We start from the raw sequence: 25,266 nt of genomic DNA, 5'->3' as shown, positions 1-25,266 counted from the left end.
TGGTGGGCGGGTGCTGCGGCTTGGGCATTGATTCAGAAGGCGCTTTCAAACACGTGGCATTGCAGCAAACAGTAGAACAAACCGTGGCCGGTCTCGGCTACGACCTGGTCGAGGTCGAGCGCTCGGCCGGTGGATTGCTGCGCGTGACGATTGATTTGCCCTGGACGCCCCCCACCTCTGAGGATGTGGCGGCCGGCGTGCCCGAACCCTTCGTGACGGTGGAAGACTGCGAGAAGGTCACGCGCCAGCTGCAATTCGCACTGGAAGTCGATGCGGTCGATTACAAGCGGCTCGAGGTCTCCTCGCCCGGTATCGATCGCCCCTTGCGCAATGAACAGGATTTCGAGCGATTCGTGGGCGCGGTGATCGACATCACCCTCAAGGCGCCCATGGGCGCTGCCGCGGCGGGCCAGGTGTCTGCCAATCGCAAGAAGTTTCGCGGCACGCTGGAGCGTGCTGAAGGCGGTTCGGGTTGGCAGATCGTCTGGAGCGATGCGCCCGAGACCAAGCCGGGTCAAAAAGTGAGCAAGAAGCGCGCGCCTGCACCGTTGCATGCGCTGGGCTTCGTATTGGACGAGCTGCGCGACGCGCGGCTTGCGCCGATTGTGGATTTCAAGGGCCGCAAGGCCAAAACCCAACCGGGTTTTTCGGATATTGACGACGGAACGAACGTTCCGGACTGAACAAGAGGAGTGGTGGCATGAATCGCGAAATGTTGATGTTGGTGGATGCGATCTCGCGCGAGAAGAACGTCGAGCGCGACGTGGTCTTCGGCGCGGTCGAATCCGCACTGGCGCAAGCCACCAAGAAGCTCCATCAGGGTGACGTGGATATCCGCGTGGCGGTCGATCGCGACAGCGGCGACTACGAAACTTTCCGCCGCTGGCACGTGGTCCCCGACGAAGCCGGCCTGCAACTGCCCGACCAGGAGATCCTGCTCTTCGAGGCGCGTGAGGAGATGCCCGACATCGAGGTCGACGAATACATCGAGGAATCCGTCGATTCGGTGCCGATCGGGCGCATCGGTGCCATGGCTGCCAAGCAGGTCATCCTGCAGAAGATCCGCGACGCCGAGCGCGAGATGCTGCTCAACGACTTCATGTCGCGCGGCGACAAGATCTTCGTGGGTACCGTCAAGCGCCTGGACAAGGGCGACATCATCGTGGAAGCCGGGCGCGTCGAAGGCCGCCTGCGCCGCAGCGAAATGATCGCCAAGGAAAACCTGCGCAACGGCGACCGCGTGCGGGCCATGATCATGGAGGTCGACCTGACGCTGCGCGGCGCGCCGATCATCCTGTCGCGCTCGGCCCCCGAGTTCATGATCGAGCTGTTCCGCCAGGAAGTGCCCGAGATCGAACAAGGCCTGCTCGAGATCAAGAGCTGTGCCCGCGACCCCGGTTCGCGCGCCAAGATCGCCGTGCTCTCGCATGACAAGCGTGTCGACCCGATCGGCACCTGCGTCGGCGTGCGCGGCACCCGCGTCAACGCCGTCACGAACGAACTCGCCGGCGAGCGCGTGGACATCGTGCTGTGGAGCGAAGACCCGGCCCAGTTCGTGATCGGCGCCCTGGCGCCGGCGAATGTCTCGTCGATCGTGGTCGACGAAGAAAAGCACGCCATGGACGTGGTGGTGGACGAGGAAAACCTCGCGATCGCCATCGGCCGCGGCGGCCAGAACGTGCGCCTGGCTTCCGACCTCACCGGTTGGAAGATCAACATCATGGACGCGAACGAGTCGGCCCAGAAGCAGGCGACCGAGACCGATGCCAGCCGCAAGCTCTTCATGGAAAAGCTCGATGTCGACGAGGAAATCGCCGACATCCTGATTTCGGAAGGTTTCAACAGCCTCGAAGAGGTGGCCTACGTGCCGATCTCCGAGATGCTTGAGATCGAGGCCTTCGACGAAGACACCATCAATGAGCTGCGCGCCCGTGCAAAGGATGCGCTGCTGACCATGGAAATCGCCAAGGAAGAAGGTGTCGAAACCGTCTCGCAGAACCTGCGCGACCTCGAAGGCCTCAATCCCGACCTGATTCCGCAGCTGGCTGAAGCGGGTGTGAACACCCGTGACGACCTGGCCGACCTCGCGGTCGATGAACTCACCGAAATCACCGGCCTGAGCGCCGATGACGCCAAAGCCCTCATCTTGAAAGCCCGCGAACATTGGTTCGCCGGCCAAGAGTGACGGTATGGAGGCACGAAAGCAATATGTCCAGTACCACTGTCGCCGAGTTCGCGAACGAGCTCAAGAAGACTCCCGAAACCTTGCTTGACCAGCTCAAGAGCGCAGGCGTGCCCAAAGCGGCCGCCACCGATGCACTCACGGAGGCCGACAAGCAGCGCTTGCTCGGTTTCCTGAAGGCCAGCCACGGCACGGCCGAGCCCGAGCGCAAGAAGATCACGCTGACCAAGAAGTCGACCAGCGAGATCAAGCAGGCCGACGCCACCGGTCGCGCCCGCACCATCCAGGTCGAAGTGCGCAAGAAGCGCACCTTCATCCAGCGCGATGAAGGCCACCCGGCCACGGCCGAAGGCGCGCAGCAGCAGGCGGCCGAAACGTCCGCCGCACCGGCCGCGCCCCAGATCGACGAAGCCGAGCTGGCCCGTCGCGAGGAAGACGCACGCCGCCAGGCCGAGCTGATCCGCCGCCAGGAAGAAGAGCTGGCCGAGAAGCGTCGCCAGCGCGAAGAAACCGAAGCCCGCGAACGCGAGCAGGCCGAAAAGGCCGAGCGCGCCGAACAGGCCGAGCAGGAAGCTGCGCGCATCGCCGCCGAGAAGAAGGCCGCTGAAGCCGCCGCCGCTTCGGCCAAGGAAGCCGCGAAGCAGCCGGTGGCTGCCCCGGCCGCACCGGCCGCTGTGGCCGCCGCCGCTGCGGCTGCAGAAACCGCTGCCGTCGCCGAAAAGCAGGCTGCCGACACCAAGCTGGCCGCCCAGAACGCCGCCACGCAGGCCAAGGAAGACGCCAAGGCCAAGGCCGCCGCCGAATCGAAGGCCCGTGCCGACGAAGAAGCCGCCCGCGCCAAGGACCTCGACGAGCGTCGCCGCAAGGCCCTGGCCGAAGCCGAAGCCATTCGCGCCATGATGAACGCACCGGCCCGCGTGCTGGTGCCGCACAAGGCGCCCGAGAAGCCGCAGCCTGAAAAGTCGACGGTCAAGGGCACGCTGCACAAGCCGGCCACGCCGCCGGGCCGTCCGGGCGCCCCTGCGGCCCCTGGCGCCGCAGCGCCGGCCGCCGCCGGTGCTGGCAAGGAAGTCAAGTCCGCCAAGCTCTCGTCGAGCTGGGCCGGCGATCCTGCCAAGAAGAAGGAAATCAAGACCCGCGGCGATGCCAGCGGGGGTGTCAGCCGCGGCAACTGGCGCGGAGGCCCGCGCGGCCGTCGCGGCAACGACCGTGGCGGTCATGACGAGCAGCACGCACCGGCCGCACCGGTCGAGGCGCGCGTGCTCGAAGTGCACGTGCCCGAGACCATCACGGTCGCCGAGCTCGCGCACAAGATGGCCGTGAAGGCGCAGGAAGTCATCAAGCAATTGATGAAGCTGGGCATGATGGCGACCATCAACCAGTCGCTCGACCAGGACACCGCGATGATCATCGTGGAGGAAATGGGCCACAACGCGGTGGTTGCCGCGCTGGACGACCCCGAAGCCTTCACCGACGAGGACGTGTCGGCGCAACAGGCCGAAGCCCTGCCGCGCGCACCGGTCGTGACCGTCATGGGTCACGTCGACCACGGCAAGACCTCGCTGCTGGACTACATCCGCCGCGCCAAGGTCGCCGCGGGCGAAGCCGGCGGCATCACGCAGCACATTGGTGCGTACCACGTCGAAACCGAACGCGGCATGGTGTCGTTCCTCGACACCCCGGGTCACGAGGCGTTCACCGCCATGCGTGCCCGCGGTGCGCAGGCCACCGACATCGTGATCCTGGTGGTGGCGGCCGACGACGGCGTCATGCCCCAGACCAAGGAAGCCATCAAGCACGCGAAGGCGGCGGGTGTGCCGATCGTGGTTGCGATCAACAAGGTGGACAAGCCTGACGCCAACCTGGACCGCGTGAAGCAGGAACTGGTGGCCGAAGAGGTCGTGCCAGAAGAGTACGGCGGCGACGTGCCGTTCGTGCCGGTGTCGGCCAAGACCGGCCAGGGCATCGACGACCTGCTCGAGCAGGTGCTGCTGCAAGCCGAAGTGCTGGAACTCAAGGCGCCGGTGGATGCCGCCGCCAAGGGCCTGGTCATCGAAGCCCAGCTCGACAAGGGCCGCGGCCCGGTCGCCACCGTGCTGGTTCAGTCCGGCACGCTCAAGACCGGCGACGTGGTGCTGGCGGGTTCCACCTACGGCCGCGTGCGCGCCATGCTGGACGAAGACGGCAAGGCCACCAAGTCGGCAGGTCCGTCGATCCCGGTCGAAATCCAGGGTCTGACCGAAGTGCCGCAAGCGGGCGACGAGTTCATGGTGATGGCCGACGAGCGCCGTGCGCGCGAAATCGCCACCTACCGTGCCGGCAAGTTCCGCAACACCAAGCTGGCGAAGGCGCAAGCCGCGAACCTGCAGAACATGTTCACCGACCTGTCGGCGGGCGAAGTGCAGACGCTGCGCATCATCATCAAGGCTGACGTTCAGGGCTCGCAGGAAGCACTGGCCCAGTCGCTGCTCAAGCTGGCGACCGAAGAAGTCAAGGTGCAGATCGTGTACGCCGGCGTCGGCGGCATCAGCGAAAGCGACATCAACCTCGCGATCGCGTCGAAGGCGGTGGTCATCGGCTTCAACGTGCGGGCCGATGCCGGTGCGCGCAAGCTGGCCGAAGGCAATGGCGTTCAGCTGAACTACTACAGCATCATTTACGACGCCGTCGACGAGATCAAGGTCGCGATGTCGGGCATGCTGGCACCGGAGCGCCGCGAAGAGATCATCGGCTCGGCCGAGATCCGCACGGTGTTCGTGGCCTCGAAGATCGGCACCGTGGCCGGCTCGTACGTCACTTCGGGCTCGGTCAACCGCAGCGCGCATTTCCGCCTGCTGCGCGACAACGTGGTGATCTACACCGGCGAAGTCGACTCGATCAAGCGCATGAAGGACGATGTCCGCGAAGTCCGCGAAGGTTTTGAGTGCGGTATCAAGCTCAAGAACTACAACGACATCAAGGAAGGCGATCAGCTCGAATTCTTCGAGATCAAGGAAATCGCCCGGACGCTGTAAGCGTTCGACGCGAAAGAGGCCATGCCGAAAAGAAAAGCAGCCGCACCCAACCGCGCGTTCAAGGTCGCCGACCAGATCCAGCGCGATCTGACGGAGCTGATCGCGCGCGAGTTGAAGGACCCGCGCGTGGGCATGGTCACGATCCAGGCGGTCGAGGTCACGCCCGACTATGCGCATGCGAAGGTCTTCTTCAGCCTGCTCACGGGCGACGTGACCGAGACCACCGAAGCGCTGAACCAGGCCGCGGGCTTCCTGCGCAACGGCCTGTTCAAGCGCCTGCACATCCACACCGTGCCGACGCTGCACTTCCTGTTCGACCGCACCACCGAGCGTGCGGCCGACATGAATGCGCTCATCGCACAGGCCGTTGCTTCGCGCTCGAAAGACGACTAGCGATGAACGCGCCACGCACACGGGTGCAGCGGCGCCCTGTGCATGGGGTGTTGCTGCTCGACAAGCCGCTGGGGTTTTCCAGCAACCAGGCCTTGCAAAAGGCCAAGTGGTTGCTGCGCGCCGAAAAAGCGGGCCACACCGGCACGCTCGATCCGCTCGCCACAGGCGTGCTGCCGCTGTGTTTCGGCGCCGCCACCAAATTCAGCCAACTGCACCTGGACGCCGACAAGACCTACGAGGCGGTCGCGCGCCTGGGCGTCAAGACCGCCACGGGTGACGCCGAAGGCGAGGTGATCGCCGAACGGCCGGTGCAGGTGTCGCCAGAAGACCTGGCTCGCGTCGAGGCACTGTTCACCGGCCCGATCCGCCAGGTGCCGCCGATGCACAGCGCGCTCAAGAAAGATGGCAAGGCGCTGTACGAGTACGCGCGCGAAGGCATCGAAGTCGAGCGCGCGCCGCGCGACGTCGTCATTCACCAGCTCACGCTGACCCGGCTGGATGACACCAGCATTCGCATCGTTGCGAGCGTGAGCAAGGGCACCTACATTCGCACCCTGGGCGAGGACATCGGAGAGGCCCTGGGTTGCGGCGCGCACCTGACCTCGCTGCGCCGCACGGTCACGGGCGGTTTCGGGCAGGCGCAGTGCGTCACCATCGAAGCGCTCGAAGCCATGACCGAAGACGAGCGCCTGGCACGCCTGTTGCCTCCCGAAGCGCTGGTCGACGGCCACAGCCGCGTCACGCTCGCGGCCGAAGATGCCGCACGTTTTCTCTCGGGCCTGCGCCGCCGCGGCGGCTGGGCCGATGCCGAGGCGGTGGCCGTGTTCGGCACCGACCCGCAGGCGTTCCTGGGCACCGCCCACGTGAGCGCCGGCGAACTGATCCCGGGGCGCTTGCTGAACCCCATCGAAATTCAGCAAATTCTTTTGAACGCACCACAGACCGAAGCGACACCATGAGTACCAAGCAAATCCGCAATATCGCCATCATTGCCCACGTGGACCATGGCAAGACCACCATGGTCGACCAGCTGCTGCGCCAGTCGGGCACCTTCGCCGAGCACGAGAAGGTCGTCGACACGGTGATGGACAACAACGCGATCGAAAAGGAACGTGGCATCACGATCCTGGCCAAGAACTGCGCCGTGACCTGGGAAGGCACGCACATCAACATCGTCGACACCCCGGGCCACGCGGACTTCGGCGGTGAAGTGGAACGCGCGCTGTCGATGGTCGACGGCGTGGTGCTGCTGATCGACGCGCAGGAAGGCCCGATGCCGCAGACGCGCTTCGTGACCAAGAAGGCGCTGGCCCTGGGCCTGAAGCCCATCCTGGTCGTGAACAAGGTCGACAAGCCCGGCGCGAACCCCGACAAGGTGGTCAATGCCGCCTTCGACCTGTTCGACAAGCTCGGTGCGACCGACGAACAGCTCGACTTCCCCGTGGTGTACGCCTCGGGCATCAACGGCTGGTCGTCGCTCGAAGAGGGCGCTCCTGGCGAGCAGTGGGGCCCCGACATGTCGGCCCTGTTCAACACCATCCTGAAGCACGTGCCGTCGCAAAAGGGTGACCCGAACGCACCGCTGCAGCTGCAGATTTCCGCGCTCGACTTCTCGACCTTCGTCGGTCGTATCGGCGTGGGCCGCATCAGCCAGGGCACGCTCAAGCCCATGACCGACGTGCTGGTCATGGAAGGTCCGGACGGCAAGACCGTCAAGGGCCGCGTCAACCAGGTGCTGACCTTCCAGGGCCTGGACCGTGTGCAATCGACCGAAGCCGGCCCCGGCGAAATCGTGCTGATCAACGGCATCGCCGACATCGGCATCGGCGTCACCGTGACCGACAAGGACAAGCCTGCGCCGCTGCCCATGCTCAAGGTCGACGAGCCGACCCTGACCATGAACTTCTGCGTGAACACCAGCCCGCTGGCCGGCCGCGAAGGCAAGTTCGTGACCAGCCGCCAGATCTGGGACCGCCTGCAAAAGGAGCTGCAGCACAACGTGGCACTGCGCGTGAGCGAGACCGACGAAGAAGGCATCTTCGAAGTCATGGGCCGCGGCGAACTGCACCTGACCATCCTGCTGGAAAACATGCGCCGCGAAGGCTATGAAATGGCCGTGTCCAAGCCGCGCGTGGTGTTCCGCACCGTGAACGGCGAGAAGCACGAGCCCATCGAATTGGTCACGGCCGACATCGAGGAAACCCACCAGGGTGGCGTGATGCAGGCGTTGGGCGAACGCAAGGGCGAGCTGGTCAACATGGAACCGGACGGCCGTGGCCGCGTGCGCCTGGAGTACCGCATTCCGGCGCGTGGCCTGATCGGCTTCACGAACGAATTCCTGAACCTGACGCGCGGCTCGGGCCTCATCAGCAACATCTTCGACAGCTACGAAGCCCACAAGGGCGAGATCGGCAGCCGCAAGAACGGCGTGCTGATCTCGATGGACGACGGTGAAATCTTCACCTACGCGCTGGGCAAGCTGGACGACCGCGGCCGCATGTTCGTGAAGGCGAACGATCCGGTGTACGAAGGCATGATCGTCGGCATCCACAGCCGCGACAACGACCTGGTCGTGAACGCCACGCGCACCAAGCAGCTGACCAACTTCCGCGTGAGCGGCAAGGAAGACGCGATCAAGATCACGCCCCCGATCGACCTCACGCTGGAATACGGCGTCGAGTTCATCGAGGACGACGAGCTGGTCGAAATCACGCCCAAGAGCGTTCGCCTGCGCAAGCGTTTCCTGAAGGAAAGCGACCGCAAGCGCGCCGGCCGCGACACGTCGAACGGCTGATCGCCTTCGATCGGCCATGCGCCTGACGCACGGCGCCGCTGTCGGGCTGATGGTCGTCGTGACCCTCATGTGGGGCACGGCGGGCGTCGTCACGCGGCACCTGGCGCAGGCGCACAGTTTCGAGATCACCTTCTGGCGCAGCCTCTTCACGATGCTGGCGCTGCTGGTGATCTTGCCGCTTTGGCGGGGGCGGGCGGTGTTCTCGCAGCTGCGCCGCGGCGGGCACTCGCTCTGGATCTCGGGTGTCTGCTGGGCCGTGATGTTCACGGCCTTCATGGTGGCGCTGACCCTCACCTCCACCGCGAGCGTGCTGGTCATGATGGCGCTCGGGCCGCTCTTCACAGCACTGGCCGCGCGCCTCTTCATCGGGCACAAGCTGCCTGCTCGCACCTGGGCGGCCATCGTGGTCGCCGGGCTGGGCATCGGCTGGATGTACGGCACGCAGCTGCTGGGCGGTGGTGGCGGGTCGCTTGTCGGCACGCTGGTGGCGCTGTGCGTGCCGCTGGCCGGCGCGACGCAATGGACCGTGGTCCAGCATGCGCACGCCAAAGGGCAGGATGTCGACCTCGTGCCTGCGGTGCTGATCGGCGCGACCCTCTCCGCACTCGTCACCTTGCCGCTGGCGTGGCCGTTCCATGCCGGGCCCCCTGACCTGGGGCTGTTGGCCTTCCTGGGCGTTTTTCAGCTGGCGATTCCCTGCGTGCTCTCGGTGTTGTGCGCGCAGGTGCTCAAGGCGCCCGAGGTGGCGTTGCTGGCGCTGCTCGAGGTGATCTTCGGCATCGCACTGGCCTGGCTCGGCGCCGGCGAGACGCCCGCGGCCAGCGTGCTGACGGGCGGTGTGCTCGTGATCGGCGCGCTGGTGTTCAACGAGCTGCTCGCGCTGCGCGGGCGCCGCACCACGCTGGCGGACAGCGCGCTGCCGGGCGCGCACTGACCTTTCGCCGCCCTCAGCGGCCGAAGAGGTACCAGCCGATCACGATCACGACGGCCACCACGGTCATTCCGAAGTTGCGCCAGCTGGCACGTTGGCTGCGCGCGAACTCCTTGAGCATGTCGGCGGTCTCCTGCTCGTCGGCGGCGACGATCGCCTGGGCTTCGTCGAGGATGCGCCGATGGTCGGCTGCCGTCGCAAAGGCCGGCTCGGCGGCAACACGGGCGCGGAGCGCTTCGAACGGTGCCGTGTCGAGCAGGCCGTCGGTCACCAACCAGCCCAGCGTGCGGCCCAGGGCGGCGGGCGCGCCGGTCAGAGGCGCGGCACGCAGCGCCAGGTCGCGGGTCTCGGTGTCGATCAGCCCTTCGTTGAACAGCGCGATCACGGCCTCGTGCGTGATGCCGGTCTTGCCGAGGTCCAGCAGGTCGTCTGCGTCGTAGGCGATGTCTTCCGCTTCGGTGAACGCCGCGACGGCCGGCGATGCGGCTTCGAGGCGCTCCACCGCTGCATCCAGTTCTTCCTCGGTGATCAGGTTCTTGAGGCGGATCCAGGCCAGCGCATGCGCGGGGCCGGGGATCGGCGGCAGGGCGCCGACCTCGGGATGCGCGAGCACGGCGGCATGCTGCGCGTCGGTGATGAGGCCGTGGGACACAAGTGCGTGGAAGGCATCCGGGTTGGTGTCGGCAAAAGTCATCGGGCCATTCTGCCGTGCACCATGAAAAAAGCCCCGGCGCAGGCCGAGGCTTTCGTGGGTGGGGCACCGGTCAGGCCGGCGCCATCACGTCGACCGCATCAGGGACGGGCGACTTTCCAGGCACCGTTGGCCACGCCGTCACCGGTCTTGTCACCGGCCTTGGTGTCCTTGGCCCAGTAGTACAGCGGCCAGCCCTTGTAGGCCCACTGCTTCTTGCCGTCTTCACGCACGACGATGGTGTAGCCGCCCATGGGCTTGGCGGCATCGGCCACGCCGAGCGGCGGCCAGTTGGTGGCGCATTGGCCGTTGCAGGCGGAGGTACCGGCATTGGCGGTGTCGCGGGCGAAGGTGTAGAGCGTCATGCCGTTCGGGCCGACCAGCACGCCGTCGGCGGTGCGGGTGGGCGTGTCGGGCGCTCCAGCGGTCTTGGTGGACATGCCGCCGCAGCCGGCGAGCAGAGCCGCTGCGAGGATCGAGGCGCTGAGCAATTTCATGCAGTTTCTCCTTCAGTTGAAAAATCAATCGCGAAAACAAGCCAGGTGAATGCGCGAACCGGCAGTTTATGCCGTCGCTACGATAACTCGCGGTAGGCCAGGGTCGCGAGTCTCAGTAGCGCATCGCGCGGCAGGCGACCGGCCACGGCATAGCCGAAACCCCGGTCGACCCAGTAGAAGCTCGGCACGGTGCCGTCCGAGGCAAAACGGAAGGCGGTTTCGCGCGAGGCAGCGGCGTCCGCGGCCTGCGCGTCGAGCGTGCCGATGTACAGCGTGATGCGTTCACCCGCCGCGTCCTCGAACATGAACTGGGCGCGCGCGCCGGTTTCGCCGGGCAGCAGGCGTCCGCCGACCAGCGTGTAGCCGAGCGAGGACAGGTCGGGCACCTTGAGCGGGTGGTCGAGGCGTTTGGACAGCCACTGCACCAGGTGCTGCTGCTCGGTGGCGGCCACTTCGACGGGGTGCCGTTTCTCGGGGGTGTAGACGACGTGGGCCACCGAGGCGTCGCGCACGAACTCGCGCACGGCCGGTGCGCGCGCCAAGGAGGCCCCGGCCGCCTGCGGCGCGCCCGACCACTGGGCATTGCCGAGCCAGCCGGCCGCGAAGGCGACCAGCAGGCCGGCGGCCATGCCGCCCCAGCGCAGCCAGGGGGCCGAGCGACCAGCCTCGGCACGGCGCCGCTCGAGCACGCCCATCAGCGGCGCAGGCACGGGTTCGTCGAGCAGGCCGCCGTGTAGGCGACGCAACGCGTCGCGCTGGGCATGCCAGGCCGCCACGCGGGCCGCCACGGCCGGATCGCGCGCCAGCGCATCCTCGACCGCCTCGCGGCGTTCGGGCGGCAACTGGCCGTCGACCCAGGCGTGCAGCTCGTCGTCGGTGGGGGGCAGAGTGGGGCGGGTCATGGCGGGTGCTTCACGTCACTTGAGGCGGCGCAGGCCGGGGCGGCTGGACGCGGCGGCGCCGTCCATCAGCTCCTGCAGGCGAAGGCGGGCGCGCGAGAGGCGCGACATCACGGTGCCGATCGGAATGCCGAGCACCTTCGCCACCTCGGCGTAGGACAGGTCTTCGAGCGTCACCAGCAGCAGCACGGCACGTTGCTCCTCGGGCAGCTGCATCAGGCAGCGCTGCAGGTCGAGGCCCAGGCCCGGATCGACGCCGCCCTGCAGCTGCTCGGGCGCTACATCCTCCAGCGGCACGACTGCATGCGGCGGCGGCCGGCGCCGCACCTGGCTGGCGAAGAGGTTGTGCATGACCGTGAAGAGCCAGGCGCGCAGGTCGGTGCCCACCACCCAGAGCCGCCACTTGCCGCAGGCCCGCTCGAGCGTGTCCTGCACCAGGTCGTCGGCCGCCCAGGCGTTGCCCGTGAGCGCGCGCGCATAGCGGCGCAGGCTCGGGATGTGCTCGACCAGCAGGCGGGCGTCCATGGGCGGGCCGGGAGCCTGTCCGACTCAGGGCTTGGCGGTTTTCCAGGTGCCGTTGACGCCGTCGCCGGTCTTGTCGCCCGGCTTGGTGTCCTTCACCCAGTAGTACAGCGGCCAGCCCTTGGCGGCCCATTGCTTCTTGCCGTCGTCGCGCGTGACGATGGTGAAGTCGCCGCTCGGCTTGTCGCTGTCGGCGGCCATGAAGGGCGGCCAGTTGGTGGCGCAGCCGCCGTTGCAGGCCGACTTGCCGTTGCCGGCCGTGTCCTTGTCGAAGGTGTAGAGGGTCATGCCGTTCGCACCGACCAGCGCGCCATCGGCGGCCTTGGGCTGGGCGAACGCGGGGAGGGCGAGCAGGCTGCCGAGCAGTGCGGCGGCGATGCCGACGGAGGACATGCGGATAGGCGACATGGAAAGACTCCTGGGTTGATGGCATCGAGGATCGATGACACCGCACAAACGCCCGCAGAGCGCGTTTTATTCCATGCCGCCCAAAAAAGAAAAAATCAGCGGTTGCGGCTCTTCATCGCGCGCTCGACTTCGCGCTTGCCTTCGCGGTCCTTGATGGTGTCGCGCTTGTCGTGCTCGGCCTTGCCCTTGGCGAGCGCGATCTCGCACTTCACCTTGCCGGCCTTCCAGTGCAGGTTCAGCGGCACCAGCGTGTAGCCCTTTTGTTCGACCTTGCCGACGAGGCGCTTGATCTCTTCCTTGTGCAGCAGCAACTTCTTGGTGCGGACCGAATCAGGATTGACGTGCGTCGAGGCGCTCTTGAGCGGGTTGATCTGGCAGCCGACCACGAACAGCTCGCCGTCGCGGATCACCACGTAGCCGTCGGTCAGCTGCACCTTGCCTTCGCGCAGCGACTTGACTTCCCAGCCCTCGAGGACCATGCCGGCCTCGAAGCGTTCTTCGAAGAAATAGTTGTAGGCGGCCTTCTTGTTGTCGGCGATGCGGGAGGAGGTGTCTTGTTTCTTGGTGGCCATGGCTCGAGAAGTTGGGGGCGCATGGCTTCAATACAATCCGTCGCGCACGCTGTGCCGATTCTATGAAAACAGTCCACAAGTCCGTCCTCATCTGGTACAGCGCCGAAGAAATGTACGCGCTCGTCACCGATGTGGCGAAGTACCCGCAGTTCCTGCCCTGGTGCGACAAGTCGCGCGTCATCGAGCAGGACGAGGGCGGCATGACCGCCGAAGTCGGCCTGGCCTTCGCCGGGCTGCACCAGAGTTTCACCACCCGCAACACGCACATCGCGGGCCGCGAGGTGCAGCTCAAGCTGGTCGACGGGCCGTTCTCCAATCTCGACGGCACCTGGAAATTCCATCCTGTGGGCGAGCAGGGCGAACGCGCCTGTCGCGTCGAACTGCAGATGAGCTACGGCTTCAGCAACTTCGCGCTGCAGGCGCTGGTGGGGCCGGTGTTCGACACCATCGCATCGAGCCTGGTCGAGGCCTTCGTCAAGCGCGCCGAACAGGTCTACGGCGAAGGCTGATGGCCGATCGCCGCATCGAGGTCACGCTGAGCTGTTCGCCGGCGGCGCGCGAGGTGTTCGAGCAGGTCCTGCAGCTCGCGCCCGGCACTGCGGTGGTCGAGGCGGTGAAGGCCAGCGCGCTCATGCAGCGCTTTCCCGACCTGGACTGGCGACATGCCATGACGCCGGGCATCTGGGGCCGGGCGGTGGCGTGGGAGCAGCCGTTGAAGGACGGCGACCGCATCGAGCTGTGCCGGCCGCTCACGGTCGATCCGAAGGTGGCGCGCCGTGAACGCTTCCAGCGGCAAGGCGCGCGCGGCACGGGCCTGTTCGCGAACAAGCGCAAGGGTGGCAAGGACGGCTACTGAGCCGCCGCCGCCGGCTTACTTGCAGTCGCTGTCGATGACCGACTGAACCCGCTTCTGCTCAGCCGCACGCGCAGCGTCGTCCATGATTTCGCGCTCGCCCTTGGCGTTGACCTTGGCGAGGCGGATGCCACTGTCGATCGTGGCTTTGCCTTCCCGTGCGCGGGCGCAGCTCTCGGCCTTGGCCTTGGCGATCTTTGCCGCTTCAGCCGCTTCCTTGGCCTTCTGCTCGGCCTCGGCCTTCTTGGTCTTTTCCTCGAGTTCCTTGTCCACGCCCGTGGGCTTGGGCGGCGGCGCGGCCTTGGGGGCTGCGGCCGTGTCGCTGCTTCCCTCTGGGGCCGGCGTGGCGGGGGCGGGCGCCCGAGCCGACGGCGAGGGGCCGGCGCGGCGCAGGATGTTCTTTTCGGGGATGTCGGTGGGCGGCGGCTGGTCGCTGAAGACCTTCTTGCCGCTGTTGTCGACCCATTGCCATTGCGCGCTCGCCGAGAGCGGCAGCGCGCACGCGCAACCCAGTACCAGCCAATGCAGGAGATTCATGCGCGGAGTTTAGCTGGGCCTTACTTTTTGCAACATCCGGAATAGGCGGTTTTGCAACGGTCAAAAAGAACCCGCGCCGGCGAAGCGGGCGAGGGCCTCGTTACAATCCGTCTTTTGGAGCCTCACCCATGCGCCTTCTCGGCAAAGCGCTCACCTTCGACGACGTGTTGTTGGTGCCAGCATTCTCCCAAGTCCTGCCCAAGGACACGTCTCTCGCCACCAAGTTCTCCCGCAACATCACGCTGAACCTGCCGCTCGTCTCGGCGGCCATGGACACCGTGACCGAAGCCCGCCTCGCGATCGCCATCGCGCAGGAGGGTGGCATCGGCATCGTGCACAAGAACCTCACCGCGCAGCAGCAGGCCGCCGAAGTGGCCCGCGTCAAGCGCTACGAGTCGGGCGTGCTGCGCGACCCGGTGGTGATCACGCCGACGCACTCCGTGCGCCAGGTGATGGCACTGTCCGACCAGCTCGGCATCTCGGGCTTCCCGGTGATCGACGGCGGCAAGGTCGTCGGCATCGTCACGGGGCGCGACCTGCGCTTCGAGAACCGCTACGACGTGCCCGTCAGCGAAATCATGACGCAGCGCGATCGGCTCATCACCGTGCCCGACGGCACCACGCTGGCCGAAGCCAAGGCGCTGCTGAACAAGCACAAGCTCGAGCGCCTGCTGGTCATCAACGGCGACTGGGAGCTCAAGGGCCTCATCACCGTCAAGGACATCACCAAGCAGACCAGCTTCCCCAATGCCGCACGCGACGCCAACGGTCGCCTGCGCGTGGGCGCGGCGGTCGGCGTGGGTGACGGCACCGAAGAGCGCGTCGAAGCCCTGGTGAAGGCCGGCGTCGACGCCATCGTGGTCGACACCGCCCACGGCCACAGCGCCGGCGTGATCGAGCGCGTGCGCTGGGTCAAGAAGAACTATCCGCAGGTCGACGTCATCGGCGGCAACATCGCCACCGGCGATGCCGCGCGTGCGCTGGCCGACGCCGGCGCCGACGCCGTCAAGGTCGGCATCGGCCCCGGCTCCATCTGCACCACCCGCATCGTCGCCGGCGTGGGCGTGCCGCAGATCATGGCGGTCGACAGCGTCGCCACCGCGCTGCAGGGCACCGGCATTCCGCTGATCTCCGATGGCGGCGTGCGCTACTCGGGCGACATCGCCAAGGCCATCGCCGCCGGCGCCAGCACCGTGATGATGGGCAGCATGTTCGCCGGTACCGAAGAGGCGCCGGGCGAAATCGTGCTGTACCAGGGCCGCAGCTACAAGAGCTACCGCGGCATGGGCTCCATCGGCGCGATGCAGCAGGGCAGTGCCGACCGGTACTTCCAGGAATCGACCACCGGCAACCCCAACACCGACAAGCTCGTGCCTGAAGGCATCGAAGGCCGCGTGCCCTACAAGGGCTCGATCGTCTCCATCGTCTACCAGATGGCCGGCGGCGTGCGCGCCAGCATGGGCTACTGCGGCTGCGCGACCATCGAGGACATGCAGAACAAGGCCGAGTTCGTCGAGATCACCACGGCCGGCATCCGTGAGAGCCACGTCCACGACGTGCAGATCACGAAGGAAGCCCCGAACTACCGCGCTGAGTAAGCCCAATCTGGCCAGACCTTGAAAGTCAGGCCAGACTCGGCTTAAAATTTGGGCCAGATTCAAATTTTCTGGCCTAAATGCAATCCATCGGCATCGCTGAAGCCAAGAACAACTTCTCGGCCCTGATCGACCTGGTCGAAAAGGGCGAGGAGGTTCGCATCACCCGCCACGGCAAGGAAGTCGTGCGCATGTTGCCGGTGCGCCGCAAACCCGTCATCACCGACGAGCAGATCGCCCGCGAGCTCGGGCAGATCGACGCGCTGCACGCCACCATCCAGCCCGGCCCCACGACCCGCGAGCTCCTGGACCAGGGACGCCAGCCATGACCGCTTTCGTCATGGACGCCTCGGTCACCGCCGCCTGGCTGCTGCCCGACCAGGCCAACGAACACACCCGCAGGCTCTACGCCGCCATCCGGCGCGACGAGGTCGAGCCGCAGGCGCCCAATGCCTGGCAATGGGAGTGCGCCAACATCCTCGCCAACGGCGTGCGCAGCGGCCGCATCCCGGCATCGGCCGTCGAGGGCTTGTGGAGCGTGCTCGACGCCATCCGCCACCGCGTGGAGCTGCACGACCTCGCGCCGGCTCAGCACAAGGCTGTGCTCGCCGTGGCCATCGACGTGGGCGTCTCGCTCTACGATGCGGGCTACCTCTGGCTCGCCAAATCGCTCAACCTTCCGCTCGCCACCTTCGACGAGCACCTCATCCAGGCGGCGCCGCACGCGGGCGTCAAGCTGTTCGACATTTCAACGCTCTGAGTCCTTTCGCCATGCAACACGACAAGATCCTCATCCTCGACTTCGGCTCGCAAGTCACCCAGCTCATCGCACGCCGCGTGCGCGAAGCCCACGTGCTCAGCGAAGTGCATCCCTGCGACGTCACCGACGAATGGGTGCGCGAATACGCCGCCGACGGCCACCTCAAGGGCGTGATCCTCTCGGGCAGCCACGCCAGCGTGTACGAAGAGACCACCGACAAGTGCCCGCAAGCCGTGTTCGACCTCGGCATTCCGGTGCTCGGCATCTGCTACGGCATGCAGACCATGGCGCACCAGCTCGGCGGCAAGGTCGAAGGCGGCCACAAGCGCGAGTTCGGCTTCGCCGCCGTGCGCGCCCATGGCCACACCGCGCTGCTGAAAGACATCGCCGACTTCACCACGCCCGAGGGCTTCGGCATGCTCAACGTGTGGATGAGCCACGGCGACAAGGTCACCGAGCTACCACCCGGCTTCAAGCTCATGGCCAGCACCGACAGCTGCCCCATCGCCGGCATGGCCGACGAGGCGCGCCGCTACTACGCGCTGCAGTTCCATCCTGAAGTCACGCACACGGTGCAGGGCAAGGCCATCATCGACCGCTTCGTGCTCGGCATCTGCGAAGCCAAGCCCGACTGGGTCATGCGCGACCACATCGCCGAAGCCGTGCAGAAGATCCGCGAGCAGGTGGGCGACGAAGAAGTCATCCTGGGCCTGTCGGGCGGTGTCGATTCGAGCGTGGCCGCCGCGCTCATCCACCGCGCCATCGGCGACCAGCTGACCTGCGTGTTCGTCGACCACGGCCTCTTGCGCCTGAACGAAGGCGACATGGTCATGGAGATGTTCGAAGGCAAGCTGCACGCGAAGGTCATCCGCGTCGATGCCAGCGACCTGTTCCTGGGCAAGCTCGCGGGCGTGAGCGACCCCGAAGCCAAGCGCAAGATCATCGGCGGCGAGTTCGTCACCGTGTTCAAGCAGGAGGCCGCCAAGCTCAAGGCCGGCGACGGCGGCCACAAGGGCGCGACCTTCCTGGCGCAAGGCACCATCTACCCCGACGTCATCGAGTCGGGCGGCGCCAAGAGCAAGAAGGCCGTCACCATCAAGAGCCACCACAACGTGGGCGGCCTGCCCGAGCAGCTCGGCCTGAAGCTGCTCGAACCGCTGCGCGACCTGTTCAAGGACGAAGTGCGCGAACTCGGCGTGGCCCTGGGCCTGCCACCCGAGATGGTGTACCGCCATCCGTTCCCCGGCCCGGGCCTGGGCGTGCGCATCCTGGGCGAAGTGAAGAAGGAATACGCCGACCTGCTGCGCCGCGCCGACGCGATCTTCATCGAAGAGCTGCGCAACTTCACCGACGAATCAGGCAAGACCTGGTACGACCTCACGAGCCAGGCCTTCACCGTGTTCCTGCCCGTGAAGAGCGTGGGCGTGATGGGCGACGGCCGCACCTACGACTACGTCGTCGCGCTGCGCGCCGTGCAGACCAGCGACTTCATGACCGCCGACTGGGCCGAGCTGCCGTACGCGCTGCTCAAGAAAGTGTCGGGCCGCATCATCAACGAGGTGCGCGGCATCAACCGCGTGACCTACGACGTGTCGAGCAAGCCGCCGGCGACGATCGAGTGGGAATGAGTTCCTGAAAAGAAGAAAGGCGCCGCAAGGCGCCTTTCTTCTTTGACGGGTGACCCGATGATCAGAAGCTCGCCTTCAACCCCACCGTGAACATCCCGCCCTTCGCCTGCTTCGACAGCTTGCCGAAGTAGTCGTAGTCGGCCGTGATCGCGAGGTTCTGCGTCATGCGGTACTCGGCGCCGACACCGACCATCAGGCCCGTGCCGCTGCCCGAAATACGCTGGTTGGCCGGGGCCCACTTGTTGTCGCCGGAGATGCGTCCGCGTGCCACGCCGAGGCGGCCGTTGAGGGCGAAGGCGTCGCCCAGCGGCATGCGGGCCGTGGCGGCGGCGTAGAAGACCTGGCCGGTGCCGGTCTGCAGCCGGGAGCCGCCGTAGGCCGAGGTCCATTGGCTCACGCTGCCGAGGCGGGCGTAGCCGGCTTCCACGCCGAAGTGTTCGGTCAGGCGGTAGCCGCCGTACAGCTTGTAGGACGTGCCGCTCTTGTTGGCCTTCTTGCCGCCCCATGGCACGGGCACGTGGTTCTTCGAGGACGACAGGCTGTAGCTGGAGCGGCCGATGGCGCCGCCGACATAGAACCCGGTGTCCTTGTCGAGACCGGCGGCGAAGGCGCCGACGGAGGCGGTGCCGAGCCAAAGAGCTGCGAGTGCGAGGCGGGCTTGCGTTTTCGTCAAGATGAAATCCTGTTGGTTGGTTGGTTGATTGATTGATTGATTGAATGAATGCGTGGATGGGCGGCGTGTCGTTGTTCGCCTTGCCGCCACCGTCCGACGATTCTCAAAAACCAAGCTGAAGACGAGCTTCGCGTTTGCTGAAGGCCTCATGAAGGGCCCCTGCCATGGGCGATGATCGACACATGTCAGCTCAGCTTCTTCTTCCCGGAATCGATCCCCCGCCGCGGCCCCTGCCGCGGCCGCGCGGCACCCAGGCCCCTCGCAAGGCGCCGCTGCCGCACTCGCTTTTCTTCGCACTGCTTCCCACCCCACAAGACGCCGAAACGATCGCCGCGCTCGGCGCGCGTATGAACTCCCAACACGCCCTGAAGGGCACGGTGGTCGAGGCGCCGCGCCTGCATGTCACGCTGTTCGATCTCGGCAACCACGACCAGGTGCCGGCCGACAAGGTGGCCCAGGCATCGACCGCGGCCGCCGCAGTGGCGGTGCCGGCGCTCGACGTCGTTTTCGAAAAGTCCATGAGCTACGCCAAGGGCGCGCTGGTGCTGTGCGCCGACGACGAGGCCAACGTTGCGGCGTTGCGCGCGTTCAGGCAGCGCCTGGGCGAGGCGCTGGCCGATGTCGGCCTGAAGCCCTCACGCGCGTTCACGCCGCACATGACCGTCGCCTATGCGCGGCGCAAGCTCGAAAAGCACGCGCTCGAAGCGCCTGCCCCCTGGATCGCCCATTCGCTGGTGCTCATCGACAGCCACGTAGGCGAGGGCGTGCACGAGGTGCTGGGCCGCTGGCCCGCCTAGGCGCCGTCCTGATCGGCAAAGGTGTCGAACAGCAGCCCGCGCAGCCACTGGTTGCCCGGGTCGCGGTGCACCTTCGCGTGCCAGAACAGGTTGATCGCGATCTGCGGCAGCGCCACCGGGTGCGGTCGCCACACCAGGCCGAAGGGCTCGGCGATGCTGCGCGCCAGCCGCTCGGGCACGGTCGCGATCATTTCGCTCGACTGCAGGATGTGGCCGATGGCCACGAAGTGCGGCACCTTGAGCCGGATGCGGCGCTGGATGCCCTGCGCCGCCATCACGTCGTCGGCCTTGCCGTGGCCCGTGCCGGCGGCCTGCACCTGCACATGGTCAGCCGCGCTGAAGTCCTTCAGTGACACGCTGCGCTTGCGCGCCAGCGGGTGCGTGCCCGCGAACAGGCACACATAGCGCTGCAGGAACAGCCGGCGCTGGAACACGCCCGACTTGAGCTGCGGCAGCAGGCCGATGGCGATGTCGACGTGGCCGGCCTCCAGGTCGTCGCGCAGGTGGGTCGCGGTGTTGTTGCGCAGCGTGCTGATGGTCACGCCCGGCGCGGCGGCCGAGAGCGTTTCCATGAGGCGTGGCGTGAAGTAGATCTCGCCGATGTCGGTCATGGCGAGCGTGAAGCTGCGCGTGCTCGTGGCGGGGTCGAACACCACCTGCTGGTTGAGTGCCGTGTGCAGCGCGCCCATGGCGTAGGCCACCGGCTCGGCCAGCTGCAGCGCGAAGGGCGTGGGCTCCATGCCGCGCGCGGTGCGCAAGAAAAGCTCGTCGCCCAGCAGCTTGCGCAGGCGCGCCAGCGCGTTGCTGATGGCGGGCTGCGACAGGCCCAGCGACTCGGCCACGGCCGACACGCGCTTCTCGGCCAGCATGCGGTCGAACACCAGCAGCAGGTTGAGGTCGATGTCCTTGAGTTGCATGGCGCACCTTTATTCATACCGGTGATACAGCCGATTCACCAGATTCTATTGGTCAATCGGAAGAGGCCGCGCATCATCCGTGCCCAGAGACAAGCCGGCCCTGCCGCCGGCGCCAGAAAAAGAGAGCCCGACGATGGACCTGCACATTCACCCCCTTGCCCGCACCCTCGAGGTCCGCCCCGGCGCGAACCTGCTCGAGGTGCTGCGCGAGCACCAGGTGCCGGTGTCGTACAGCTGCATGTCGGGGCGCTGCGGCACCTGCCGCTGCAAGGTGGTGTCGGGCCAGCTGCTCGACGGCGGCCAGGACGCGATCCGGCCCGACGGGCAGGGCGAGCGCTACGTGCTGGCCTGCCAGAGCACGCTGACCGAAAGCTGCACCATCGAGATTCCCGAGCCCGACGAGGTGGTGGTGCACCCGGCGCGCGTGCTCAAGGCCACGGTCACGGGCATCGACGTGCTCACGCACGACATCCGCCGCCTGCGTCTCAAGCCCAACAAGCCGCTGGCGTTCTCGCCGGGCCAGTACGCACAGCTGCAGTTCGGCCCCGAGCTGGCGCGGCCGTATTCGATGGCCGGGCTGAGCCGCGACGCGGAGCTCGAGTTCCATGTGCGCCGCGTGCCGGGCGGCCGCGTCACGGCCCACATCTTCGAGCAGCTGCGCGTGGGCGACACGGTGCGCGTGAGCGGCCCGCTGGGCACCGCCTACCTGCGCACCAAGCACCGCGGGCCGATGCTCTGCGCGGCGGGCGGCACGGGGCTCGCGCCCATCCTGTCGATCGTGCGCGGCGCGGTCGCGGCGGGGCTGATGCAGCCGATCCACCTTTACCTCGGCGTGCGTTCCGATGCCGACGTGTACGGCCTGCCCGAGCTGCGTGAATTGCAGGCGCAGCACCCCGGCCTGAAGGTGCACGTCGTGGTGGTCGCCGGCCCCGCGCGGGACGGCCAGCGGCTGGGGCTCATCACCGACGCGATCCGCGCCGACCTGCCCGCGGGGCTCGACGGCTGGCGCGCCTACCTCTGCGGCTCGCCGCCGATGGTGGAGGCCGCGAGCCGGCTGGTGCAGGCGCACGGCCTGGCGCCCGAGCAGACGCATGCCGACGCCTTCTACCTGCAAGGCACTTGAAGAACCGAACAAGAGAAAAGGAGACCCGATGACCACGCCAGCCGTCTTCCCCATCGAACTGCGCTGGGAGAGCGAGAAGACCAGCCGCATTCCCTTCATGGCCTACACCGACGAGGCGCTGCACAAGAAGGAACTGCAGCGCTTCTTCTACGACAAGCACTGGTGCTACGTCGGCCTCGAAGCCGAGATCCCGAACCCGGGCGACTTCAAGCGCACCGCCATCGGCGAGCGCTCGGTCATCCTGTCGCGCGACGAAGAAGGCGCCATCCACGTGTTCGAGAACGTCTGCGCCCACCGCGGCATGCAGTTCTGCCGCGAGCGCCACGGCAACAAGAAAGAGTTCGTCTGCCCCTACCACCAGTGGAACTACACGCTCAAGGGTGACCTGCAGGGCGTGCCGTTTCGCCGCGGTGTGAAGCAGGACGGCAAGGTCCACGGCGGCATGCCGGCCGACTTCAAGACCGAAGACCACGGCCTGAACAAGCTCAAGGTCGCGTCGCGCGGCGGCGTGGTGTTTGCGTCGTTCGACCACGACATCGAATCGTTCGAGGACTTTCTCGGCCCCGACATCCTGCATTACTTCGACCGCCTGTTCGACGGCCGCAAGCTCACCATCCTGGGCTACAGCCGCCAGCGCATTCCGGGCAACTGGAAGCTCATGCAGGAGAACATCAAGGACCCGTACCACCCCGGCCTGCTGCACACCTGGTTCGTGACCTTCGGGCTCTGGCGCGCCGACAACAAGTCGGAGCTGAAGATGGACGCGCGCGGCCGTCACGCCGCCATGATCTCCACGCGCGGCAGCGCCGGCAAGGCCGCGCAGGTGACGCAGGTGTCGAGCTTCAAGGAGAGCATGCAGCTGAAAGACCCGCGCTTTCTGGACATCGTGCCCGAACCCTGGTGGGGCGGGCCGACGGCGGTGATGATGACGCTGTTCCCCAGCCTGATCCTGCAGCAGCAGGTCAACAGCGTGTCGACGCGCCACATCCAGCCCGTGGGCCACGACGCCTTCGATTTCGTCTGGACGCATTTCGGCTTCGAGGACGACACGCCCGAGATGACTCAGCGCCGCCTGCGCCAGGCCAACCTGTTCGGGCCGGCGGGCTTCGTGTCGGCCGACGACGGCGAGGTGATCGAGTTCTCGCAGGAAGGCTTCGAGCAGAAGCCCTACCACCGCACGCTGGCCGAGCTCGGCGGGCGCGAGGTGGAGAACACCGACCACATGGTGACCGAGACGCTGATCCGCGGCATGTACCGCTACTGGCGTGAAGTGATGGAGGCCGCATGAGCACGCTCGACACGTCCACCTACCTCGACCTGTCGCGCCTGTACGCGGCCTATGCGCGCGCCGTCGATTCGGGCGACTGGGACCTGTGGCCCGCGTTCTTCACCGAGCAGTGCAGCTACCGCCTGCAGCCGCGCGAGAACCACGAACGCGGCCTGCCGTTGGCCACACTCTCGTTCGAGAGCCGGGGCATGCTCGAAGACCGCGTCTACGGCATCAAGGAGACGCTGTTCCACGACCCGTACTACCAGCGCCACGTGGTGGGCCTGCCGCTGGTGCACCGCGTCGACGACGACGGCGCGATCCACAGCGAGGCCAACTACGCGGTGTTCCGCACCAAGCTCGACGGGCCCTCGACCGTGTTCAATGTGGGGCGCTACATCGACAAGGTCGTGCAGACCCCCGAGGGCTTGAAATTCGCGGCGCGCCTGTGCGTGTTCGACAGCGAAATGATCCCGAACTCCATCATTTACCCCATCTGAAACCGAGCCATGACAGAAAAAGAACCAGAGACCCACGGTGCCCCGTTGCGCCGCTTCACCGACCCGGCCTACGTGCCGCTGTGCGCCAATCTCGCTGAAGTGCGAGAGAACATCGACCGGCTCGACCGCCAGATCGTCGCGCTGCTGGCCGAGCGCGGCCGCTACGTGAAGGACGCCGCGCGCTTCAAGCGCGACGCCTTCCAGGTGTCGGCGCCGCAGCGCCAGCAGGAAGTGATCGACAAGGTGAGGGCGCTGGCCGAGAAGGAGGGCGCCTACCCCGAGGTGGTCGAGGCCGCCTACCGCGCGCTCATCGCGGGCTTCATCGCGCGCGAGCAGCAGGACCATCTGGGCATGGTCGACGTGGAGGGGCAGCCATGACGCGCGCACGCCTCTTCGTCGCACTCACCGCCGTGGCCCTGGCCGCGGCCGCCCATGCGCAGGACTGGCCGCAGCGCCCCGTGCGCATCGTGGTGCCGTTCGCGGCGGGCTCGTCGCCCGACATCCTGGCGCGCATCGTCAACGACAAGCTCGCGGCGCGCATCGGCCAGCCGCTGATCGTCGAGAACAAGCCCGGCGCGGGCGGCAACAGCGGCACCGATTCCGTCTCGAAGGCGCAGCCCGACGGCTACACCTTCCTCCTGTCGGTGAACGCGCCGCTGGTCTACAACACCATCCTCTACAAGAACCTGCCGTACGACCCGTTCAAGGACCTCGTGCCGGTGTCGCTGGCCGCGACCACGCCGAATGTCTGCGCGGTCTCGAATTCGATGGGCGTCGATTCGGTCAAGGGCTGGCTGGCGGCGATGAAGAAGAACCCCGGCAAGTTCAACTTCGCCTCGACCGGCAACGGCTCGATCTCGCACCTGGGCGTGGAGCTCATCAAGGCCAAGACGCAGTCGTTCGCGGTGCACATTCCCTACGCCTCGTCGGGCCAGGCCGTGACGGCCATCGTGCAGGGCGACGTGCAGTACGCCTGCCTGCCGCCGGTCACGGTGATGCCGCAGGCCAAGGCCGGACGTCTCAAGGCGCTGGCCGTCACTTCGGCCGAGCGTTCGGCATTGCTGCCCGACCTGCCGACGTTGCGTGAGTCAGGCCTGCCCGACATCCAGGCCGTGCCATGGTTCGCCTACATGGCGCCCAAGGGCACGCCGAACGACGTGGTGCAGCGCATGAGCCGCGAGATCGCTGCCACGCTGAAAGACCCCGACACAGTCAAGCGCCTGCAGACCGCGTACTTCGACCCCGTGGGCAGCACGCCCGAAGGCCTGTCGAAGTTCATGGACGAGGAACTGCGCCGCTGGAAGCCGGTGATCGACCGTGCCGGCCTCAAGCCCGATTGAGAAAAGGGAGCACACGATGAGCACGATGACCTGGGTTGACGCCGCGGCGGTCGACGACGTTCCCGCCGACGACGTGGTCGGCATCGAGGTGCAGGGGCGCGACATCGCGCTGTACGGCACCGACGACGGCATCCACGCCACCGACAACATCTGCACGCACGGCCACGCGCGGCTGTGCGACGGTTTCCTGGAAGGCCACGAGATCGAATGCCCGCTGCACCAGGGCCGCTTCGACGTGCGCAGCGGCAAGGCGATGTGCGCGCCGCTCACGGAAGACCTGCGCACCTACCCGGTGAAGATCGAGGGCGGGCGGGTGTTCCTGGCATTCGAAGGCTGAACTGTTCTGCCTGTGGCCGGCGTGATCTGTATCGGT

Annotated in this window: 29 protein-coding genes; 20 read left to right on the top strand and 9 right to left on the bottom strand. The window is 66.8% G+C overall.

Features of this window, described 5'->3' with window-relative positions; all coding sequences use genetic code 11:
* Nucleotides 1–53: 53 nt before the first annotated feature.
* From rimP to AC1RGU_RS10495, 7 genes are read left to right on the top strand one after another with little or no spacing between them, the layout of a single operon-like run.
* The gene (rimP, locus tag AC1RGU_RS10525) at nucleotides 54–683 is read left to right on the top strand and encodes a ribosome maturation factor RimP (protein ID WP_095745389.1); all 630 of its coding nucleotides are present in this window, start codon (nucleotides 54–56) and stop codon (nucleotides 681–683) included.
* A gap of 17 nt (nucleotides 684–700) precedes the next feature.
* Nucleotides 701–2,185 (top strand): transcription termination factor NusA, encoded by a 1,485-nt coding sequence (gene nusA, locus AC1RGU_RS10520; RefSeq protein WP_062479821.1) that lies wholly within the window; start codon nucleotides 701–703, stop codon nucleotides 2,183–2,185.
* A 23-nt stretch (nucleotides 2,186–2,208) separates the two neighbouring features.
* On the top strand, nucleotides 2,209–5,196 hold the full coding sequence (gene infB, locus AC1RGU_RS10515) for a translation initiation factor IF-2 (RefSeq protein WP_062479820.1): 2,988 nt from the start codon (nucleotides 2,209–2,211) through the stop codon (nucleotides 5,194–5,196).
* Between the two features lie 21 nt (nucleotides 5,197–5,217).
* Nucleotides 5,218–5,589, top strand: coding sequence for a 30S ribosome-binding factor RbfA (rbfA, locus tag AC1RGU_RS10510; RefSeq protein WP_492696355.1), 372 nt, complete (start codon nucleotides 5,218–5,220; stop codon nucleotides 5,587–5,589).
* Nucleotides 5,590–5,591: 2 nt separating this feature from the next.
* Nucleotides 5,592–6,548 (top strand): tRNA pseudouridine(55) synthase TruB, encoded by a 957-nt coding sequence (gene truB / locus AC1RGU_RS10505; RefSeq protein WP_492696354.1) that lies wholly within the window; start codon nucleotides 5,592–5,594, stop codon nucleotides 6,546–6,548.
* Nucleotides 6,545–8,383, top strand: coding sequence for a translational GTPase TypA (gene typA, locus AC1RGU_RS10500; RefSeq protein ID WP_095745387.1), 1,839 nt, complete (start codon nucleotides 6,545–6,547; stop codon nucleotides 8,381–8,383). Before truB ends, typA begins: the two co-directional genes overlap by 4 nt.
* Nucleotides 8,384–8,399: 16 nt before the next feature.
* On the top strand, nucleotides 8,400–9,317 hold the full coding sequence (locus AC1RGU_RS10495) for a DMT family transporter (protein ID WP_492696353.1): 918 nt from the start codon (nucleotides 8,400–8,402) through the stop codon (nucleotides 9,315–9,317).
* A 13-nt stretch (nucleotides 9,318–9,330) separates the two neighbouring features.
* On the opposite strand, the gene AC1RGU_RS10490 is transcribed toward AC1RGU_RS10495, so the two are convergent.
* From AC1RGU_RS10490 to smpB, 6 genes are all read right to left on the bottom strand, one after another.
* Entirely contained in the window at nucleotides 9,331–10,008 is a 678-nt protein-coding gene (locus AC1RGU_RS10490) for a hypothetical protein (RefSeq protein WP_492696352.1), read from the bottom strand.
* A gap of 98 nt (nucleotides 10,009–10,106) precedes the next feature.
* Nucleotides 10,107–10,502, bottom strand: coding sequence for a COG4315 family predicted lipoprotein (locus AC1RGU_RS10485; protein ID WP_119556624.1), 396 nt, complete (start codon nucleotides 10,500–10,502; stop codon nucleotides 10,107–10,109).
* A gap of 77 nt (nucleotides 10,503–10,579) precedes the next feature.
* Complete coding sequence (locus AC1RGU_RS10480) at nucleotides 10,580–11,404, bottom strand: anti-sigma factor family protein (protein WP_492696351.1); 825 nt, start codon at nucleotides 11,402–11,404, stop codon at nucleotides 10,580–10,582.
* Nucleotides 11,405–11,419: 15 nt separating this feature from the next.
* Nucleotides 11,420–11,926 (bottom strand): sigma-70 family RNA polymerase sigma factor, encoded by a 507-nt coding sequence (locus tag AC1RGU_RS10475; RefSeq protein WP_487846894.1) that lies wholly within the window; start codon nucleotides 11,924–11,926, stop codon nucleotides 11,420–11,422.
* Between the two features lie 24 nt (nucleotides 11,927–11,950).
* Nucleotides 11,951–12,331 (bottom strand): COG4315 family predicted lipoprotein, encoded by a 381-nt coding sequence (locus AC1RGU_RS10470; protein ID WP_492696350.1) that lies wholly within the window; start codon nucleotides 12,329–12,331, stop codon nucleotides 11,951–11,953.
* A 95-nt stretch (nucleotides 12,332–12,426) separates the two neighbouring features.
* Nucleotides 12,427–12,903 (bottom strand): SsrA-binding protein SmpB, encoded by a 477-nt coding sequence (smpB, locus tag AC1RGU_RS10465; RefSeq protein ID WP_062477854.1) that lies wholly within the window; start codon nucleotides 12,901–12,903, stop codon nucleotides 12,427–12,429.
* A gap of 62 nt (nucleotides 12,904–12,965) precedes the next feature.
* Between smpB and AC1RGU_RS10460 the strand changes: the two genes are divergently transcribed.
* Entirely contained in the window at nucleotides 12,966–13,412 is a 447-nt protein-coding gene (locus AC1RGU_RS10460) for a type II toxin-antitoxin system RatA family toxin (protein ID WP_062477851.1), read from the top strand.
* Nucleotides 13,412–13,759 (top strand): RnfH family protein, encoded by a 348-nt coding sequence (locus tag AC1RGU_RS10455; RefSeq protein ID WP_492696349.1) that lies wholly within the window; start codon nucleotides 13,412–13,414, stop codon nucleotides 13,757–13,759. Before AC1RGU_RS10460 ends, AC1RGU_RS10455 begins: the two co-directional genes overlap by 1 nt.
* A gap of 15 nt (nucleotides 13,760–13,774) precedes the next feature.
* Here the strand turns inward: AC1RGU_RS10455 and AC1RGU_RS10450 are convergent, their stop codons facing one another.
* On the bottom strand, nucleotides 13,775–14,293 hold the full coding sequence (locus AC1RGU_RS10450; RefSeq protein ID WP_447744302.1) for a DUF4124 domain-containing protein: 519 nt from the start codon (nucleotides 14,291–14,293) through the stop codon (nucleotides 13,775–13,777).
* A 128-nt stretch (nucleotides 14,294–14,421) separates the two neighbouring features.
* Between AC1RGU_RS10450 and guaB the strand changes: the two genes are divergently transcribed.
* The 4 genes from guaB (at nucleotide 14,422) to guaA (ending at nucleotide 18,276) form a co-directional block, all read left to right on the top strand.
* Complete coding sequence (guaB, locus tag AC1RGU_RS10445; RefSeq protein WP_062477841.1) at nucleotides 14,422–15,891, top strand: IMP dehydrogenase; 1,470 nt, start codon at nucleotides 14,422–14,424, stop codon at nucleotides 15,889–15,891.
* A gap of 77 nt (nucleotides 15,892–15,968) precedes the next feature.
* Entirely contained in the window at nucleotides 15,969–16,217 is a 249-nt protein-coding gene (locus AC1RGU_RS10440; protein ID WP_070060762.1) for a type II toxin-antitoxin system Phd/YefM family antitoxin, read from the top strand.
* A complete protein-coding gene (locus tag AC1RGU_RS10435) occupies nucleotides 16,214–16,648 on the top strand; it encodes a type II toxin-antitoxin system VapC family toxin (protein WP_492696348.1) in 435 nt (144 codons plus the stop codon). Before AC1RGU_RS10440 ends, AC1RGU_RS10435 begins: the two co-directional genes overlap by 4 nt.
* An 11-nt stretch (nucleotides 16,649–16,659) precedes the next feature.
* Entirely contained in the window at nucleotides 16,660–18,276 is a 1,617-nt protein-coding gene (gene guaA, locus AC1RGU_RS10430) for a glutamine-hydrolyzing GMP synthase (RefSeq protein WP_159271746.1), read from the top strand.
* 61 nt (nucleotides 18,277–18,337) lie between these two features.
* Here guaA and AC1RGU_RS10425 read toward each other — a convergent pair whose 3' ends face one another.
* The gene (locus AC1RGU_RS10425) at nucleotides 18,338–18,949 is read right to left on the bottom strand and encodes a porin family protein (protein WP_492696347.1); all 612 of its coding nucleotides are present in this window, start codon (nucleotides 18,947–18,949) and stop codon (nucleotides 18,338–18,340) included.
* 347 nt (nucleotides 18,950–19,296) lie between these two features.
* Here AC1RGU_RS10425 and AC1RGU_RS10420 point away from each other — a divergent pair, with 347 nt between their 5' ends.
* Nucleotides 19,297–19,746 (top strand): 2'-5' RNA ligase family protein, encoded by a 450-nt coding sequence (locus AC1RGU_RS10420; protein WP_492696346.1) that lies wholly within the window; start codon nucleotides 19,297–19,299, stop codon nucleotides 19,744–19,746.
* Here the strand turns inward: AC1RGU_RS10420 and AC1RGU_RS10415 are convergent.
* Complete coding sequence (locus tag AC1RGU_RS10415; protein ID WP_062477812.1) at nucleotides 19,743–20,663, bottom strand: LysR family transcriptional regulator; 921 nt, start codon at nucleotides 20,661–20,663, stop codon at nucleotides 19,743–19,745. The genes AC1RGU_RS10420 and AC1RGU_RS10415 overlap by 4 nt on opposite strands.
* A 133-nt stretch (nucleotides 20,664–20,796) precedes the next feature.
* On the opposite strand from AC1RGU_RS10415, the gene AC1RGU_RS10410 reads away from it, so the two are divergent.
* From AC1RGU_RS10410 to AC1RGU_RS10385, 6 genes are read left to right on the top strand one after another with little or no spacing between them, the layout of a single operon-like run.
* On the top strand, nucleotides 20,797–21,786 hold the full coding sequence (locus AC1RGU_RS10410; protein WP_492696345.1) for a 2Fe-2S iron-sulfur cluster-binding protein: 990 nt from the start codon (nucleotides 20,797–20,799) through the stop codon (nucleotides 21,784–21,786).
* Between the two features lie 28 nt (nucleotides 21,787–21,814).
* Nucleotides 21,815–23,074, top strand: a complete 1,260-nt coding sequence (locus AC1RGU_RS10405) for an aromatic ring-hydroxylating dioxygenase subunit alpha (RefSeq protein WP_056580645.1) — start codon at nucleotides 21,815–21,817, stop codon at nucleotides 23,072–23,074.
* Complete coding sequence (locus AC1RGU_RS10400; protein WP_492696344.1) at nucleotides 23,071–23,553, top strand: aromatic-ring-hydroxylating dioxygenase subunit beta; 483 nt, start codon at nucleotides 23,071–23,073, stop codon at nucleotides 23,551–23,553. Before AC1RGU_RS10405 ends, AC1RGU_RS10400 begins: the two co-directional genes overlap by 4 nt.
* A gap of 9 nt (nucleotides 23,554–23,562) precedes the next feature.
* Entirely contained in the window at nucleotides 23,563–23,931 is a 369-nt protein-coding gene (locus AC1RGU_RS10395) for a chorismate mutase (protein ID WP_492696343.1), read from the top strand.
* Complete coding sequence (locus AC1RGU_RS10390) at nucleotides 23,928–24,893, top strand: Bug family tripartite tricarboxylate transporter substrate binding protein (RefSeq protein WP_492696342.1); 966 nt, start codon at nucleotides 23,928–23,930, stop codon at nucleotides 24,891–24,893. The genes AC1RGU_RS10395 and AC1RGU_RS10390 overlap by 4 nt, the downstream gene beginning before the upstream one ends.
* 16 nt (nucleotides 24,894–24,909) lie before the next feature.
* Complete coding sequence (locus AC1RGU_RS10385; protein ID WP_056580656.1) at nucleotides 24,910–25,230, top strand: non-heme iron oxygenase ferredoxin subunit; 321 nt, start codon at nucleotides 24,910–24,912, stop codon at nucleotides 25,228–25,230.
* Nucleotides 25,231–25,266 lie beyond the last annotated feature (36 nt).

It is taken from the genome of Variovorax sp. GW823-FHT02B07 (assembly GCF_058797695.1).
Note: the sequence above shows the minus strand (reverse complement) of the source record. Positions and strands in the feature narration are given on the sequence as shown.